Origin of the sequence: Enterovibrio norvegicus, from assembly GCF_002876705.1 — a bacterium.
GTDB lineage: Bacteria > Pseudomonadota > Gammaproteobacteria > Enterobacterales > Vibrionaceae > Enterovibrio > Enterovibrio norvegicus_B.
The window spans coordinates 1-16782 of record NZ_MDAG01000018.1 but is presented as its reverse complement, the minus strand read 5'-3'; the positions used below and the strand labels follow the sequence as shown (position 1 = coordinate 16782).

18 protein-coding genes are annotated in these 16782 nt (G+C 50.1%); 9 read left to right on the top strand and 9 right to left on the bottom strand.

Going from position 1 to position 16782, the window contains the following annotated elements:
• The first annotated feature begins 17 nt into the window (after positions 1–17).
• The 3 genes from astA (at position 18) to BCT27_RS11550 (ending at position 3447) form a co-directional block, all read left to right on the top strand.
• Positions 18–1034, top strand: coding sequence for an arginine N-succinyltransferase (gene astA, locus BCT27_RS11560; RefSeq protein ID WP_017009611.1), 1017 nt, complete (start codon positions 18–20; stop codon positions 1032–1034).
• Positions 1035–1097: 63 nt separating this feature from the next.
• Positions 1098–2555 carry a succinylglutamate-semialdehyde dehydrogenase gene (gene astD / locus BCT27_RS11555; RefSeq protein ID WP_102395869.1) on the top strand — a complete coding sequence of 486 codons (1458 nt, stop codon included), beginning with the start codon at positions 1098–1100 and terminating at the stop codon, positions 2553–2555.
• Positions 2556–2652: 97 nt separating this feature from the next.
• A complete protein-coding gene (locus BCT27_RS11550; protein ID WP_102390331.1) occupies positions 2653–3447 on the top strand; it encodes a DUF1338 domain-containing protein in 795 nt (264 codons plus the stop codon).
• Between the two features lie 101 nt (positions 3448–3548).
• On the opposite strand, the gene BCT27_RS11545 is transcribed toward BCT27_RS11550, so the two are convergent.
• Positions 3549–3743: a hypothetical protein gene (locus BCT27_RS11545; protein WP_102317236.1), complete on the bottom strand. Its 195-nt coding sequence runs from the start codon at positions 3741–3743 to the stop codon at positions 3549–3551.
• Positions 3744–3942: 199 nt separating this feature from the next.
• Positions 3943–4575, bottom strand: coding sequence for a cAMP-activated global transcriptional regulator CRP (gene crp, locus BCT27_RS11540; RefSeq protein WP_002535199.1), 633 nt, complete (start codon positions 4573–4575; stop codon positions 3943–3945).
• A gap of 236 nt (positions 4576–4811) precedes the next feature.
• Here crp and BCT27_RS11535 point away from each other — a divergent pair, with 236 nt between their 5' ends.
• On the top strand, positions 4812–5216 hold the full coding sequence (locus BCT27_RS11535; protein WP_102317235.1) for an OsmC family protein: 405 nt from the start codon (positions 4812–4814) through the stop codon (positions 5214–5216).
• A gap of 125 nt (positions 5217–5341) precedes the next feature.
• Here BCT27_RS11535 and BCT27_RS11530 read toward each other — a convergent pair whose 3' ends face one another.
• From BCT27_RS11530 to BCT27_RS11510, 5 genes are all read right to left on the bottom strand, one after another.
• Positions 5342–6211 (bottom strand): phosphoribulokinase, encoded by an 870-nt coding sequence (locus BCT27_RS11530; protein WP_017009616.1) that lies wholly within the window; start codon positions 6209–6211, stop codon positions 5342–5344.
• A 68-nt stretch (positions 6212–6279) separates the two neighbouring features.
• Complete coding sequence (locus BCT27_RS11525) at positions 6280–6498, bottom strand: YheU family protein (protein WP_102317234.1); 219 nt, start codon at positions 6496–6498, stop codon at positions 6280–6282.
• Positions 6499–6508: 10 nt separating this feature from the next.
• Positions 6509–7507: a DUF3187 family protein gene (locus BCT27_RS11520; protein ID WP_102395868.1), complete on the bottom strand. Its 999-nt coding sequence runs from the start codon at positions 7505–7507 to the stop codon at positions 6509–6511.
• 30 nt (positions 7508–7537) lie between these two features.
• Positions 7538–8551: a hydrolase gene (locus tag BCT27_RS11515; RefSeq protein ID WP_102395867.1), complete on the bottom strand. Its 1014-nt coding sequence runs from the start codon at positions 8549–8551 to the stop codon at positions 7538–7540.
• A gap of 10 nt (positions 8552–8561) precedes the next feature.
• A complete protein-coding gene (locus tag BCT27_RS11510; RefSeq protein ID WP_102395866.1) occupies positions 8562–9944 on the bottom strand; it encodes an aminotransferase-like domain-containing protein in 1383 nt (460 codons plus the stop codon).
• A 124-nt stretch (positions 9945–10068) separates the two neighbouring features.
• Here BCT27_RS11510 and BCT27_RS11505 point away from each other — a divergent pair, with 124 nt between their 5' ends.
• The gene (locus BCT27_RS11505) at positions 10069–10671 is read left to right on the top strand and encodes a LysE family translocator (RefSeq protein WP_102390327.1); all 603 of its coding nucleotides are present in this window, start codon (positions 10069–10071) and stop codon (positions 10669–10671) included.
• Positions 10672–10700: 29 nt separating this feature from the next.
• On the opposite strand, the gene BCT27_RS11500 is transcribed toward BCT27_RS11505, so the two are convergent.
• The gene (locus BCT27_RS11500) at positions 10701–11213 is read right to left on the bottom strand and encodes a TIGR02444 family protein (RefSeq protein WP_102390326.1); all 513 of its coding nucleotides are present in this window, start codon (positions 11211–11213) and stop codon (positions 10701–10703) included.
• Positions 11156–13078: an ABC transporter ATP-binding protein gene (locus tag BCT27_RS11495; protein WP_026024551.1), complete on the bottom strand. Its 1923-nt coding sequence runs from the start codon at positions 13076–13078 to the stop codon at positions 11156–11158. Before BCT27_RS11495 ends, BCT27_RS11500 begins: the two co-directional genes overlap by 58 nt.
• 283 nt (positions 13079–13361) lie before the next feature.
• Here BCT27_RS11495 and kefG point away from each other — a divergent pair, with 283 nt between their 5' ends.
• The 4 genes from kefG (at position 13362) to slyD (ending at position 16663) form a co-directional block, all read left to right on the top strand.
• A complete protein-coding gene (kefG, locus tag BCT27_RS11490; RefSeq protein ID WP_017009624.1) occupies positions 13362–13925 on the top strand; it encodes a glutathione-regulated potassium-efflux system ancillary protein KefG in 564 nt (187 codons plus the stop codon).
• A complete protein-coding gene (kefB, locus tag BCT27_RS11485) occupies positions 13925–15724 on the top strand; it encodes a glutathione-regulated potassium-efflux system protein KefB (RefSeq protein ID WP_017009625.1) in 1800 nt (599 codons plus the stop codon). The genes kefG and kefB overlap by 1 nt, the downstream gene beginning before the upstream one ends.
• Positions 15725–15767: 43 nt before the next feature.
• Positions 15768–15977 (top strand): YheV family putative zinc ribbon protein, encoded by a 210-nt coding sequence (locus BCT27_RS11480; RefSeq protein ID WP_102390324.1) that lies wholly within the window; start codon positions 15768–15770, stop codon positions 15975–15977.
• 110 nt (positions 15978–16087) lie between these two features.
• Positions 16088–16663: a peptidylprolyl isomerase gene (slyD, locus tag BCT27_RS11475; RefSeq protein ID WP_017013169.1), complete on the top strand. Its 576-nt coding sequence runs from the start codon at positions 16088–16090 to the stop codon at positions 16661–16663.
• Positions 16664–16782 lie beyond the last annotated feature (119 nt).

Sequence of the window (16782 nt, the reverse complement as noted above, 5' to 3'; positions counted from 1 at the left end):
CATCAGGAGGAAGTAGGATGCTGGTAATTCGCCCAATCAGAGAATCTGATTTTGACGCGCTCATGCTGTGCGCGGAAGAGTCTGGAATTGGTTTTACCTCGTTACCCGTTAACGAAGAATTAATTCGTGGTCGCATTGATCACTCTGTTGAAAGCTTCGCGCGTAACGCAACGTCCCCAGGAACTGAAGGCTACTTGATGGTGGCTGAAGACACGGAAACGGGAGAAATTGCAGGTACGACAGGGATCGAAGCGGCTATTGGGTTAGAGAACCCTTTCTATAGCTATCACATCAGTAAAGTGGTGCATCACTCGCGTCGCTTGAACGTGCACAACGTGGTAGAGGTGCTGACGTTTGGCAACAACTACACAGGTGCGACAGAAATCTGCACCTTGTTTTTACGCCCCGAATTCCGCGGCGGCTTGAATGGACGTTTGTTGTCAAAATGTCGTTTTTTGATGCTGGCACAATTTCCTGACAAGTTCTCCGACATTATTTTTGCAGAGATGCGTGGCGTGTCCGACGAAGACGGAAACTCTCCGTTTTGGGCGTGGCTGAAAGAGCACTTCTTTTCTATCGAGTTTACCTTGGCGGATTACCTCACGGGGATTGGCCAGAAAGGTTTCATCGCAGACTTGATGCCAAAGCTGCCCATTTACGTGAACCTGCTAAGTGAGGAAGCGCGTGAAGTGATAGGGCAAGTGCATGAAAAAACACGTCCAGCGCTGCGTTTGCTTGAAAAAGAAGGTTTTAGCCGCCGAGGGTATGTCGACATTTTCGATGCAGGCCCGACGGTCGAATGTATGCGCCAGAACATTGATTCTATTCGCCGTTCTTTCACCGCGAGAGTGAAAATTGCCGAGCATGGTAGCGCGCAAGATTACCTTATCTGTAATAACGATTTTCAATCATTTCGAGCGACAGCGACCAAAATTGGCGTAGATGTAGAGCGTAATGAAGCCCTGATCAGCCAAGAAGTGGCTGACGCGCTGCTGGTCAGTGAAGGCGATACGGTGCGAGTGGTTGCGTTGTAAGGCGCCCTTTTGTTTGCACGGCTTTATTGAACGCCTCGTTCGTGATGGTGACAGGAGACACTCATGACACAATGGATTGATAACCAAGCGGTTGCCGGGAATGGCGATGCCTTTCAATCACTGAATCCTTTCAACAGCGAGTCTGTGTGGGAAGGAAACACTGCAACCCCAGAGCAGGTAGAGTCGGCGGTACGCGCCGCTCGCACAGCGTTTCTAAGTTGGAAGAATACCCCGTTTTCAGAGCGCCAAGCGCTGGTGGAAAACTTCGCAGAAAAAGTAAAAGAAAACAGTGAACACATCGCGAAGGTTATCGCTGAAGAAACAGGAAAACCACTTTGGGAAACGCGCACTGAAGCGGCGGCCATGGCGGGGAAAATCGCCCTTTCATTGCGCGCGCATCAAGAGCGTACGGGTGAACGAAGCAAAGACGTTGCAGGCACACAAGCAGTGCTGCGTCATCGCCCTTTAGGCGTAATGGCAGTATTCGGCCCCTATAACTTCCCTGGGCATCTGCCGAACGGTCATATTGTCCCTGCGCTCTTGGCGGGCAATACCGTGGTCTTTAAGCCTTCAGACCAAACCCCGAAAACTGCAGAAGTCACCATGAAGCTGTGGATTGAAGCAGGGCTGCCTGAAGGCGTGATTAACCTTGTTCAAGGGGCGCGTGAAACGGGTGAAGCACTGGCGCAATCAAAAGGCATTGATGGGTTGCTCTTTACGGGCAGTGCCAATACCGGGCATATCTTGCATCGTCAGTTTGCGGGTGAGCCGGGCAAAATGTTGGCGCTCGAAATGGGTGGCAATAACCCCATGGTGATCTCTGAGCAATTTGGCGAGTTGGATGCCACGGCTTACACCATTATCCAGTCCTCCTTTATTAGTGCTGGTCAACGTTGTACGTGTGCACGACGCCTTTATATTCCGCACGGGGAGCGCGGTGATGCGCTTCTCTCGCGTTTAATTGAGATGACCAAGCAAATCAAAGTGGGCGGCCAATTTGAAGAGCCTGCGCCGTTTATGGGGGCGCAAATCTCTTTGGCTGCTGCGAACGGGATTCTTGCTGCGCAGGAAAACCTTGAGTCTTTAGGCGGTGAGCCATTGCTGAAGGCAACACTGCTTCATGATGCAGTCGTATCGCCTGGCATCATTGAGGTGAGTAAGGTAGAAGCGCTGCCAGACGAAGAGTACTTCGGTCCTTTGTTGCAGGTTGTACGCTACAGCTCGCTGGAACAAGCGGTAGAGCTTGCCAACGACACCCGTTACGGCTTGTCTGCTGGCCTTATTTCCACCAATGATGCGGAGTGGCAATACTTCCTCGACAACATTCGCGCTGGCATTGTTAATCGCAACCGCCAATTGACGGGAGCCAGTGGTGATGCGCCGTTTGGTGGGCCGGGAGCGTCAGGCAACTTACGCCCGAGCGCTTACTATGCGGCAGATTACTGTGCTTACCCAATGGCGTCTATGGAAGGCGACGATGTGTCCTTACCGGGGCAACTCAGCCCGGGGCTATCGTTGTAACTTTTGACATCTTATCGCCTGTAAAGCGTCTTGCTTTGCAGGCTGATCGTAAATCCGTACGACTTTATCGATGAATATCGCTCTCTAGGAGGATGTGATGGAACGCGTTCACGCTTTGTTTGATGCGCTTTGGCAGGATTACACCACGAGACTTTGCCCTTCGGCGGCAAAAGTACACACCTTGCTGGAAGAGGGCACGCCGCTGCTCAATGATCATATTGCGCTTCGCACGTTTGCGCTGCCCAAGGTGGGGTTAGACAGATTAGCCGCGCCGTTCATTGCGATGGGCTATGAACCAAAAGGTGAGTACCACTTTGAGAGTAAAAAACTGTACGCGCATCACTACGAACATCCAAATCCAGAAGCGCCGAAAGTGTTTATCAGCGAACTCCTTGTTGGTCAATGCTCCACAGAACTGCAAACTGCGGTGAGAGGCTTGGTCGATCAGGTGGATGATGATGCGATGAAAGATCCATCGTTTTTGTACAGTGGCCGTCCTTGGTCGTTGGACAGTAAAACCTATGAGATGCTGGCAGCGGAAAGCGAGTACGCAGGATGGTTAGCGGCGCATGGTTTTGGAGCCAATCATTTCACCGTTAGCGTCAACCAATTGAGTACGCTTGATGAAGTGAAAGCAGTGAATGATTTACTGCGTCAGTCGGGGTTTGCGATCAATGAATCAGGCGGCGAAGTGAAAGGTGACCCACAAGTGTGCCTTGAGCAATCTTCAACAATGGCTGACAAAGTGTCGGTGAGTTTCAGCGATGGGGAGCGAGATATCCCGGGGGGATTTTACGAGTTTGCTAAGCGCTACCCGCTGGCGGATGGGAATTTGTATCAAGGGTTTGTCGAAGCATCTGCCGACAAGATTTTTGAAAGCACCGACAAATAACGAGCCCGCTCGTTGTCAGTGAGATGACGAGTGTGTTTGAGAGGTAAAGCCCCGCCTATGCAGGCTGTTCAGTCTGCATGAAAAGTGGGTGACTTAGCGGATCAACAAAGAGAGGTCGGCAGATGTGTCGGCCATTCTTCATTATTGGTAACGCTTTGTTTGTTGCCATCTTCACCCAGTAAACGTTGCATATGATAATGGGTGGGGCCACAAAATCCTGTCAGTTCCGTCGTGCTTGCTTGCACCCAACCTGGGGTAGAAGCTGCTGACCCAGACGCTAAGTTTTCGATGTCCATTTCTGCTTTCCTTTGCCGTGCGTATTGTGCATAAAAGTTCATACATATCCTGCATTGAAAGGTAGCATCGAAAAGCCTTGCTGATGAAAAAATGAACGTTACACAGATCACATCATCAACAATTAAATGTTAATTGCGCCGAAATTTGGGCATAAAAAAAGCCACGTTAACGTGGCTTTTTTTCATTACCGAACGTGGGTTAGCGAGTGCCGTATACCACGATGGTTTTACCGTGTGCAGAAATTAGGTTCTGCTCTTCCAACATCTTCAAGATGCGGCCAACGGTTTCGCGTGAACAACCTACGATTTGACCGATTTCCTGACGAGTAATCTTGATTTGCATACCGTCTGGGTGAGTCATCGCATCTGGTTGTTTTGCCAGATTCAACAGAGTCTGAGCAATGCGGCCTGTTACGTCCAAGAATGCTAAGTCACCGACTTTTTGGCTAGTGACCTGAAGACGACGAGCCATCTGTGAAGATAGGCGCATCAGAATATCAGGGTTAACTTGGATCAGCTGGCGGAATTTCTTGAATGAGATTTCAGCGACTTCGCACGGTGATTTAGCGCGAACCCAAGCAGTACGCTCCTGATCTTCCTCGAAGAGGCCCAGTTCGCCAATGAAGTCGCCCTGGTTTAGGTAAGAGAGGATCATCTCTTTACCTTCTTCATCCTTGATTAGTACAGCCACAGAGCCTTTAACAATATAGTAAAGTGTCTCAGCCTTCTCGCCCGCATGAATAAGCGTGCTCTTAGACGGATACTTATGAATGTGGCAGTGTGAAAGGAACCACTCTAATGTTGGGTCTGTTTGAGGTTTTCCTGGAACCATATATCTCATTTCCTCTGCAGTTGTTGCCTGATGAGTCTTCCTTAGCCCACCGTCCTGCGGCACAAGTCCGTGGGATAGCATAAAGTTTCAGCAGTCAGGCTACAAGCTCTCTGTTTGAGTCATTGAGTTTATCCTTTTTCCTGCACGATTTCTTGATTTTGATATGGACTTCCCCTTCAATTAAAGGCTAAAAACGTGGACAAGATCACGACCCTGAAAGTAAGTAGAGGAATGATATGCACTCAAGCGTCAAATGGAGCGGAAATAAGACCTTTTTAGGTTTGTCGAATTCGGGCCACAGCGTGGTCATGGATGGCAATGGTGGCGAAAATGCGCCTAGCCCAATGGAAATGGTGTTGTTAGGTGCGGGTGGTTGCAGCTCTGTGGATGTGGTTTCTGCACTTGAAGAAGCAAATCAGGCAATTGCAGGTTGTGAAGCCGTGCTTTCTGCGGAACGCCGCGAGCAGTCTCCACGCTTGTTTACCAAGATCAACATTCATTTTGTTGTGACAGGCACGGCGTTGGATGAGGCGCGAGTGGCGAGTGCTGTGAAAGACAGTTTGGAGAAGTATTGCTCAGTGTGTTTAATGCTAGGCAAAGGTGTCGAAATGACACATTCTTACGAAATCATCGCTAAATAATGAAAAAGGAGGGAATTCCCTCCTTTTACTTACCAATCACATGTCTGGATAATTGTGCAGTATTCTGCGTTCTGTCAGAACGTATCTCTCTTTTTGTCGCACAATTAATACGTCGAACCCTTCGACTAGCTGATTTTTCCAGTTTCGATCAATTGCTGAATAAGCGGCCTGATGATCAATTCCATCGCAAAGCTCATTTTCCCCCCTGGCACGACCAAGGTGTTGTGGCGAGACATGAACGATCCTTGGATCATTGAAAGCAAATACGGGAAGTCGACCTTCTTGATGCCACGAAAACGAATAACCACAAAGCTTTCATCCAAGCTTGGAATGGCTTTCGCATTGAGTGGGTTTGACGTATCCACCGTGGGTACGCGCTGGAAGTTAATGTGTGTGCGGCTGAACTGTGGCGTAATGTAATTCAGGTAGTCATCCATCGAACGTACAATGGAGTCCATCACGGCTTCACGTGAATGGCCACGGTCACGGGTGTCGCGCACGAACTTTTGAATCCACTCTAAGTTCACGATGGGCACCATGCCAATCAATAAATCCACATGCTGCGCAACGTTGATGTCTCCATCGACGATACCGCCATGAAGCCCTTCATAGAACATGGTGTTGGTGCCATCAGGTAAATCTTGCCATGCGGTAAAGGTTCCGGGCATTTGGTTGTAAGGCACTGCTTCATCAAAGGTATGAAGGTAACGTCGGAATTTTCCTGTGCCGTGCTCGCCGTATTCACGAAAGAATGCTTCAAGCGTCGGGAAATCGTTGGCTTGCGGGCCAAAGTAGCTGATGTGTCGTCCTTGTTCTCGTGCTTTCCTGATTTCAACGTCCATCTCCGGGCGTGTAAAGCGGTGAAAGCTGTCGCCTTCTACCCACGCTGCTTTAATGTCCATCATGTTGAAAATTTTACGGAATGCGTCGGACGTTGTGGTTGTTCCTGCGCCGGACGAACCGGTGACTGCAATGATGGGGTGTTTTGCAGACATGACAAACCCTGTCAATTTTAATAGATAGCCAACAATTAACAGGGTGTAGAGGAGAGGTCAAGCGCGTGTTATGCGCTCAGTGATCGGGTCGATTTGATATCGACCGTTTCGTGTAATTCAGAATAAACGACTACGGCTTCTTTGCGTTTGAGCAAGTTATAGACTTGCTCGACTTTCTCTTCGAAGCTGGCTTCTTGCTCGCCGTAATCCGTGCCTTCACGTAATACAAAATGCTCGACTAACCCTCTCAAGGATTCTTCGGGGATTTCTTGCCAAGGAACAATCATGTACTGATACCTACAAGGTTAAGCGGTGCCGAAAGGAGGCTGAAAACACGATATCGGAACTGTTATCGTGGTTAAACATGTTTTCGAGTGCCCCTAATTCTATCGCACTGTTGCCAAAAAGGTAGCGATAGCCGAGCGCGAATTCATGGACGATGTCAGTTAACTCAGTAAGGTGGTTGTCGTGTGCCTTGCCCATTGACACAAGATATTCCGCGATGAGCTCATGGTGCTTTAACCATTGGTACTGGTAACTGATGCCGCCGTTAACGCCCCAATTTCGAAGATCAATGCCGTGCTGTTGATTGTCAGGGCGATGCACGATGGACAGCATGGCTGCCACTTTATGCTTTTGCTGCTTAAAGCCGTAGTTAAGTTGCAGTGATTGCTCAAACGCCGTTCTTTCAAACTCGCCGGATCCCACTCGGTTGAAAAACAGCGTCGTGCCAACACTGAAAGCATGGTGGTCGGTACGATACACATTGTGTTCAGCATACAGGTTCACCGCGTTGACCACGGCATCTCCAATAAAGTCCTCACTTGGCGTTGGTTGGTACTCAGGGACGTAAATATAGAACCTGTCTTCATCCACGTTTGTACGACCATTTTGGTCGATGCCAAAGACACTGTGGAATTTTTCAGTGAGCCCGTCTAATCGATTGTTTGCGGTATAGCGATATTGATACCAAAGCCCGACGTTGATGTCGTCGGAAAGCGCATGAAGCATCCCCAGCATGAATTGGTTGTGGTAGTAGTCGAATTGGTATTCGGGCGTATTGGCCCAAATACTTGCCATAGTGCCGGTCGCGAAAACGTCGGTTTCATTCGTGGCGAGTGCGAAAGGGTCGAGTATGAGCGGGGTGAGTCCTGTGATCTGGAGCGGGGCTTGCGTTTGCATAATGAGTGGACCGAAGCGGGGAGCTTCGGTCTCTGCGTGTTCTGTTTTTGCGTATGCAGGTGTTGCAGCCATACCGCCAATCATGGCGAAAATTAGGGTGCGAGAAAACGTCATACTTCACCTCTCTCGCCCTGCTTATGATGGTTATGTTAGATGCAGGGCTAGCCAGCGGGGCACTTCTTTCTCAAGCCAAAACTCAGGGGCTTGAGGTGTGCCGGACACAAATCCAACATGACCGCCGTTCTCAGTGAGGTGATACTCAATATTGTTAGGTAAAGGTGTTGTCGGGATCACCGCATCAGTCATAAAAGGATCATCTTTAGCATGGATCACTTTTAGCGGTGTCGCAATGTCATGCAGTACGCCTAAACCACTGCATTGCTGATAATAATCTTCGGCGCTTTGGAACTGATGAAGTGGGGCGGTGACGGTTTTATCAAATTCGTACACGCTCGAAATCTGGATTTTCTCGCCGCTTTTCCAATGACCAATTTCAGGGTGGCGTTGCAGTTTATTGACCAGTGCACGGTTCATTGAGCGCAATAAATACGCTTGGTAAACCTTCGAAAAGCCCTGTTGAATACGGTTCGAACAAGAGAGTAAGTCAAGAGGAGCACTGATAACGCAACCCGCTTTGATGAGTGGATCGTGTTTAAACTCCGCCAAATAACGCACCAGCATATTGCCGCCCAGTGAGACCCCTACTGCCACACGGGGCACACCTTGGAAGTGTTGGTTGATGTGCTCCAAGAAAAAACGGGCGTCGCTGGTTTCGCCGGAATGGTAACTTCTTGGCTGTTTGTTGATGAGGCCGCTGCACCCACGAAAATGCATGAGCACGCACAGCCAGCCTTTGTCCTTGAACGCCTTCATCAATCCATTGGCATAGGGGCTGTAGAAACACCCTGCCAATCCGTGAAATAGCACCACGAGCGGTTTACCTTGCGCGTGCTCTGGGGCTTCTGTCCATGCGAGGTCGAGAAAATCCCCGTCTGGCGTATCAATGCGTTGCCACACAGGTTCAAATAGCGCCTTGCGCCTAACAAAGCGAGGCAGAAGGGTTTGTACGTGCGGATTGCTTCCCCACTTCATGGGCACGAAGTCGTGAGGTGTCGCGGTGTCTTGTGAGACAGAAGGTGTCGCTATGTCTGCAGTCATTCTCGGGTTCTCACAACGCAAAATCGGACAAGGGAGGATTGGCCAATAAGTCTGCCAGTTCATGAAGGCCTTTTTCCAGCGTTTCTTTGTCTGGTGGTGCACTCAATGCAATACGTACGTAAGGCGGCGCTGAATAGCCTGCTGGCACAAACAATTCTGACGATTTCACTTCGACACCCCGGGCTTTGCTTTCCGCGAGGAACTCGCTCAATGACCATTCATCGGGCAGGCGAAGCCAGCCATGAAAACTGTTGGGGTGATAGCGAAAATCCACGTCTTTTAAATATTCTTGTGCGATACGCCAGCGTGCTTCCATTTGATCGCGGATCGTATCGAGTATCTGATTCGCTGCCCCATTTTCTAACAGAATCGATGCCATTGCGGTAAGCAAAGGGCTGATCATCCAGCTGTGATTTTGAAGCGCGTTCACGAAGTGTGGGTAGTAACGCTCCGGAAGTTGTAAGAACCCCAGTCTCAAGCCAGGCGCTAAGGTTTTCGCCAACCCTCCGACGTAAATAACATCATCAGGGGCGAGGTTAACAATCGGGTTCGGCCTTTCTTTGGGCAAGATGCCGTTAATGTCATCTTCCAATATCACCAACTGCAATTCACGGCACACACGGATCACGTCATGACGTCTTTCTTCACTCATGGTCGCGGTGGTGGGGTTTTGCAGGGTTGGCGTCATGTACACCAAGCGAGGCTGATATTGATGGTAAGCCGCTTTGAGGGATTCAGGCAGCATGCCTTCGTCATCCATCTCTACGGGTTTAACCGTTAATCGAAGCTGTTTAGCAAGGCTCAATAAACCGGGGTAGGTGAGCTTATCGGTCAAAATGGTATCGCCTGCGCGGCATAGGGTGACCAAGCAAAGCTGCATGGCGTTTTGCGCGCCTGAGCAAAAGAGCAGGCGGTTAGGATCGGTCTTCACGTTATGTTGCGCGAGCCACTTAGACAAAATCTCGCGGTGATGCGCGATACCCATCGGCGATTGATAGAGCATCAAATTATTGAGCTCATTCGGGTGCGCGGCGAGCTGTTGAAGCGCTTCTGATATTAAATCAGCACGATTAATGGCTGGCGGCACATTGTAGCCAAAGCTCATGATGCCTGGCGTCGGCGGTGGTGCAAACGTCCAAAGGGGTTTGTCGGTCTGACAAATGTATGTACCTGCTCCCACCTTGGCTTCCACGATGCCACGTCGCTCTGCTTCCGCATAGGCACGCGTGACGGTACCCACCGTCACAGACAACGCATCGGCGAGTGCTCGGTGCGTAGGGAGTTTTGTGCCTGGCTGAAGTGTATTGGCAGCAACTTGCTCGGCAATCGCATCGGCGATCTGTCGATACAGCGGCAAACCTTGCCTATCTAACGTAATTGTCATGATTGTCATGGTGACAATAAACCTTTTGATCCGATTTTCGATCCCTGTTAGCGTTATTTTTAACCACTACTGGTGGCGTTTTCAACAAAATTGTGTGGATTGTATCGATACAATGTGAGCAGGGAGACAATTCATGATGGAAGTTTCGTTTTTAGCAACCTTGGCAGTATTTGCAGCAACCATGACAGGCACACCGGGCCCGAACAATATGATGTTAACTGCGTCTGGGGCGAACTTTGGGTATCGTCGCACCGTGCCTCACTTAGTGGGGATTACGTTGGGCGTGGCCTCACTGATCGCTGTAGTGGCGGCTGGTCTGGGCGTGGTCTTTAAAACTTACCCTATGGTGCAAGAGGGCATGAAGTTGGCAGCCAGTGGTTACTTACTGTATCTCGCGTGGCGTATTGCTATTTCAGGTGCACCTTCGGAGAGCGAATCGTCTGAACGTCGTCCCATGACATTGATGGAGGGCGCATTGTTCCAGTATGTAAACCCCAAGGCGTGGGCAATGGCGGTGAGTGCTGTTGGCACCTTCACCTTGTCAGGTGGTGATTACTGGTGGTCTGCGTTGGTGATTGTGTTGGCATTCATGGCGGTTGGCTTTCCTCTCACCTCGCTTTGGGCTGGGTTCGGCGTTTGGGTTGGCAGAGCACTTTCTACGGAAAGAAGCTGGGTTATCTTCAATCGCATCATGGGCGCATTAACCGCATCTTGCTTGTTGTTCATTTGGATGTAGCGGGCGGTTGCGTAGATGAAAGGGGAGCTTTAACGGGTATTGAGTCCTTTCATCAGCGTTGGGTACAAATAGCGGGCAGCAATATCAAGTTGCTCGCAATAAAGTTCAACGGCAGAAGGCCCTTTATCTAGCCAAGGTTGTTGATTGATGCACGCGAGCAGTTCTTGCTGTTGGAACTTTTCGAGGGTGAGCTCGTAGTTCAGCATTTTTTGATACGCGCCACGGGAAAGCTGCGGTTTGAGCTCTCTACGCATTAAGCGATAGCGCGTGAGTAAGGTTTCAGAATGGGTCAAAGATTGGCGAAGTGCGGCGAGTGAATGCGCAGACAGTGTAAAGCCTGCGTCTTCAAGCCAAACGAGCAACAAGGCCAAGTTCACGTTGCCTTTAAACGAGTCTTGCAGTTTAAGGCTGGCGTGTTTGACCTCTTGCTTGCTGTAATGGTGGAGGCAAAATTGCCACAACCCATCAGGCGTGGCAGCTTGCTTTAGCGGGCTTGGAACGCCGCTTCCATTTCCTCCAGTTGTTCCTGAAGTTCCATCCATTCCAATTCGACCTCTTCCAACGACGATTTCGCTTCAGCCTGCTTACGCAAAACGTCTGTTAGCGTTCCTTTGTTCGTCGCTTCATAAATTGATGCGTCTGATAGCGCTGACTCTGCCTCGGCGATTGTCTCAGATAAATGCTCGAGTTTTGTGTCTAACTTGTCAATTTTCTTACGAATTGGCGCGGTTTCACGACGGAACTCAGCTTCGAGACGTTTCTGTTCTTTACGGTTTACTTGCGAGTTTTCGCTCGCAGGCTTTGCGGACTCAGCCTGTTCTTGGCGACGTTCGGCGCGCTGCTGCTCGGCTAGCCATTGATGGTAGTCATGCAAGTCACCGTTAAACGGCACCACTTGCTTATCATGAACCAAGTATAAGTCGTCTGTGGTTGCACGAAGCAGGTAACGGTCGTGACTGACGATAACCATTGCACCTTCAAAAGATTGCAGTGCCATGGTCAATGCCGAACGCATGTCCAAATCCAAGTGGTTGGTCGGTTCATCGAGCAGCAAGAGGTTAGGTTTTTGCCAAACGATCAATGCCAACACGAGACGGGCTTTTTCGCCGCCAGAAAATGGGCCGATGATGTCGAGTGCTTTCTCACCGACAAAACCAAAACTGCCTAGGTAGTCACGAAGTTGCTGCTCCGTGGCAAGTGGCGCAAGGCGGTTCATGTGTTGAAGCGGGGTTTCGTCTGTGCGCAGCGTTTCAAGTTGATGCTGGGCGAAATAGCCAATCTTTACGCCTTGCGAGTAGGTTAGTTCACCTGCTTGCGCCGCAAGGCCGCCAGATAACAGTTTGATTAAGGTTGATTTACCTGCACCGTTACGGCCCAGCAAACCAATACGGCTGCCCGGCACTAAGTTAAGGTGCACTTTCTCTAGAATCATGTTGTCAGCATAACCCGCAGCGACCTTTTCCATCATCAAGATCGGGTTAGGCAGGGCCGACGGTTCGCGAAACTCAAAGTTAAATGGGTTATCAAATTGCGCAGGCAGCACTTTTTCCATGCGCTCGAGGGCTTTGATACGACTTTGCGCTTGGCGTGCTTTACTGGCTTTGTAGCGGAAACGGTCGATATACGACTGCATGTGCGACATTTGCTTTTGCTGTTTCTGATACATGGATTGTTGCAGCATCAGTTTTTCGGCGCGCATGGTCTCAAACGACGAGTAGTTTCCGGTGTATTCGTTCAGCAGTTGGTTTTCAATGTGAACAATACGGTTAACCACAGGATCCAAGAAATCGCGGTCATGGGAAATCAACACCAAGGTGCCACGGTAGTTTTGTAGCCATTTTTCCAACCACATGACCGCATCCAAATCCAAGTGGTTGGTCGGTTCATCAAGCAGTAGGAGATCGGAACGGCACAGTAGCGCTTGAGCAAGGTTAAGGCGCATACGCCAACCGCCCGAGAACTGGGTAAGGTTCCACGCCATTTGATCTTGGCGAAAACCAAGGCCATCAAGCAATTCTGCAGCGCGGGCACGAATTGTGTATCCGCCAACGGCGTCAATCTGGTCATGCAGCATCGCGACCTTGTGGCCGTCATCGTCGATTTCGGCTTGGCGAAGCGTGTTTTCTAATTCGCGGTATTCACGGTCACCGTCAATCACGTATTCGATGGCTTGGCGTTCTAGGGCTGGGGTTTCTTGCGCGACCCACGCCAGTTGCCAACCGCTTGGAAAATTGCAGCTACCCGCATCCAAGGTCATTTCGTCTTTGAGCAACGCGAAAAGCGTTGATTTACCGCAGCCGTTTTTACCAACAAGGCCGACTTTGTCGCCAGGATGGATCGTGGCGGATGCTTGATTAAGTAGCGGTTTGCCGCCGCGAAGAAGCTGGATATCAGAAAGTGTGATCATGACTACTTGGCGGCTCCGGCCGCGTGCAATGGGGTAAAAAATTCTCGCGCAGTTATACCAGTTAAGCACTAAGGCTGCCAGCCTACCGAGTGACGCGTCTCGATCAGTCCGTGAAAATCCGCGCCAATTACCGTATGGTGAAAGGGTTCAGATAACGCCGCACGATGTGGTGTTGTATCTGCGCAACCTGTCCGTAATGGATTCGGGTTGCTTGGGTATATGTGTCACTATAATAAGACTATAAAAAGAACCGTTTATACGGCTAAAAGGATTTTGCTGCGAGATGGAAACCACCAAAGCCTCACTTTTTCGATCAAAAGTTTTAGTGCTGTTTGCGCACCCAGACCCCTATGAGTCTGTCGCGAACAAAAACATGCTCGATTCCGCACGTCAGTTGAATCACGTGACTGTTCACGATCTCTATGCCTCGTACCCCGATTTCATTATTGATGTTCATTACGAACGTGAATTGTTGCTCAGTCATGATGTGATTGTGTTCCAGCATCCCCTTCAAATGTATTCCTGTCCCTCACTCCTTAAAGAGTGGATTGATGTGGTGCTTGGAAAGGGCTTTGCTCACGGCGGGGGAAATGCCCTTGCAGGGAAAACTTGCCGTTTTGTTGTTACCACGGGTGGTGCGGCAGAGGCATTCAGTCAAACCGGTTATAACAAATACAGCATGGCGGAATTGCTCCAGCCTTTCGAGCTCACAGCGTTGTTGTGTCAAATGCGTTGGGTTGAACCTTTGGTACTGCACTGGGCGCGTCGTGTCACGGATGATGACAGAGTAGCGCATGCAGAACTGTATGCTGATTGGTTGTGTAACCCTGTGGCGGAGGTGGTTTGATGGAGCATAACTACCTGCTTGATGCCCTTATTTTTCTTGCCGCCGCGGTTGTGGCGGTGCCATTGGCACAGCGTTCAGGGATCGGCTCGGTATTGGGGTATTTGATCGCGGGTATCGTGATTGGCCCTTGGGGTTTGAGATTGATCAGCGACGTCGAAGCGACGTTGCATTTCGCCGAATTGGGCGTGGTCTTGCTGCTGTTCTTAATCGGTCTTGAACTGAACCCGAAAAAGTTGCTGCAAATGCGACGACCCATATTGGGGTTAGGGGGAAGTCAGGTCTTCATCAGTTGCGTCGTTATCGGTTTGATTGTGTATTCATTTGGTGTGAATCGCGTGGATGCGCTGGTGGTGGGCATGGGGTTGGCATTGTCCTCAACCGCAATTGCCATGCGAATTATCGAAGAACAACACCTAATGCGCAGTGAATCGGGTCAATCGGCCTTTGCGGTGCTTCTGTTCCAAGATATCGCTGTCATTCCTATGTTGGCTGTCTTACCCGCGTTAACGGGCGGGGCGAGCGGCAGTTGGCTAGATGTGGGCATGATGTTGGGCGCGATCGCGGCTTTGCTGATCGGCGGCCATTATTTGTTGCGACCAATCTTACGCTGGGTTGTAACGAGCCGCGTCAAAGAGATGTTTACTATCGCAGCACTGATGCTGGTCATTGGTATTGCGCTTGGCATGCAGGCGCTGGGGCTATCCATGGCGTTGGGCACTTTCTTGGCGGGCGTGCTGCTTGCGGAAAGTGAATACCGTCATGAACTTGAAGTGGCGATTGAACCGTTCAAAGGATTATTGCTGGGCTTGTTCTTTATCGCGGTCGGCATGGCGGTTGACCTGGGTTTGCTGTTTGAATATCCGCTAGAGATCTTAGGGGCGGTAGCGGCGCTTATCGGTGTGAAGGCCGCCATTATTTATGGCCTTGTTCGCCTCTTTGGTGGCCGTGCGAGAACACGAAGCCAAGTGGCTATTTTACTTAGCCAAGGTGGGGAGTTTGCATTTGTTCTGTTCACTGCCGCGCGCGGTGAGGGGCTGCTTGATCCATCATTGAATGCTTTCTTGTTGGTGGTAGTGAGTTTGTCGATGATGACCACGCCGCTGATGCTGTTACTGCAAAAAGCATGGCTTGCTCGGAAGATGAATGCCGACGTTACCGAACCAGAAAATGACCAGTTTGACCATGAGGGTGACCGCCGTGTCATCATTGTTGGGTTCGGACGTTTCGGTCAAATGGTTGGGCGCTTGCTATTTGCTAACAAAATTAAGCTGACCATTCTTGAGCAAGACCCGTCTCAAATCGCTTTCCTCAGACGCTTTGGTTACAAGGTGTATTACGGTGATGCCACTCAGCTTGATTTACTTCGTGCTGCAGGGGCGGCAACGGCAGAAGCCATCGTGGTGTGCACAGACTCGCCGGAAGAAGTGATTGAGGTCGTCGACCTTTGTCAGCGCCATTTCCCGAACCTGAAAGTGTTCGCTCGTGCTCGAAGCCGCGTTGAGGCCAATCAACTGCTGGGTCATAACGTGACGGGCTTTTCACGCGAAACATTTTTAAGTGCATTGGATTTGGGGAAACAAACCTTGATCTCATTGGGGATGCACCCGTACAAAGCAAAACGTGCAGAAGCCTTTTTTAGAAAGCTGGATGAGATGCGATTGCATGAAATGCAGCCACACCACAGTGATGACGTGATTGGCGCGTCGCGAGTGAAAGAAGCACGTTTGGAGCTTGAGGAATTGTTTGACCTTGAGATGAAAGGTGACACCGAACGTCACCAAAGCTGGAACAGAGAGTAGCACTGGCATCGCTCGGTGTTGACGAAGACGTACAAGGAAAGACATGAGCAAGAAACGATTTATTGCAGGCGCGACCTGCCCTGAATGTAAAGAATCCGATACGCTTCGTTGGTGGAAAGAACACCATGTTGAGGTGATTGAGTGCGTGAAATGCGGGCATGTAGACCGCCGTTCGCCTATATCGGAGGAAAAAGATGAACATCGCCCTGAAGAGCAAGACGCACAAGTGATCGGGATATTTAAACCGCAGTGATAGTCGCGGAGGAAAGTTTTCTGTATTATCGGCGCCGAATTAACCAGGTGGTCATCAGGGAATCTCTTTCCATGATCACCCGGACTTGAATAACTGCTTCCGGAGTTAACATGAAAGTCACTAAAGACGTGGTAGTAAGCATTGCTTACCAAGTAAAAAACGAAGACGGCATTTTGGTTGATGAATCAACCAAAGCGTCTCCACTTCAATACCTGCAAGGTCACAACAACCTGATCGTTGGTCTAGAAAACGCGATCGAAGGCCGTGAAGCTGGCGACGTATTCGAAGTGACCGTAGCGCCAGAAGACGCATACGGTGAGTACTTGGATGTAATGGTTCAGCGTGTTCCTGCTGACGTATTCCAAGGCGTTGACGAAATCACTGTTGGTATGCGCTTCCTAGCGGACACTGACCAAGGTCCAATCCCAGTTGAAGTTACTGAAGTAGACGGCGACGAAGTGGTTGTTGATGGTAACCACATGCTGGCTGGCCAAACACTGACCTTCAACGTTGAAGTTGTTGAGCTTCGTGCGGCGACTGAAGAAGAGATCGAACACGGTCACATTCACCAAGCTGGTGGCTGTGGTCACGACCACGACCATGATCACGAAGGTGGTTGCTGTGGTGGCGAAGACAAAGGCGACGACCACGAATGTTGTGGCGGCGGCGGTTGCGGCTCTCACTAATCGCATCTTAAAGCGTCGAGCTTTTGATTGATAAAACGCCATCCGGGAAACTGGGTGGCGTTTTTTGTTTTTTGGTTTGGGGTAAGACCTAGGTTCTGGGAAAAGAAGGTCCTAGGAAG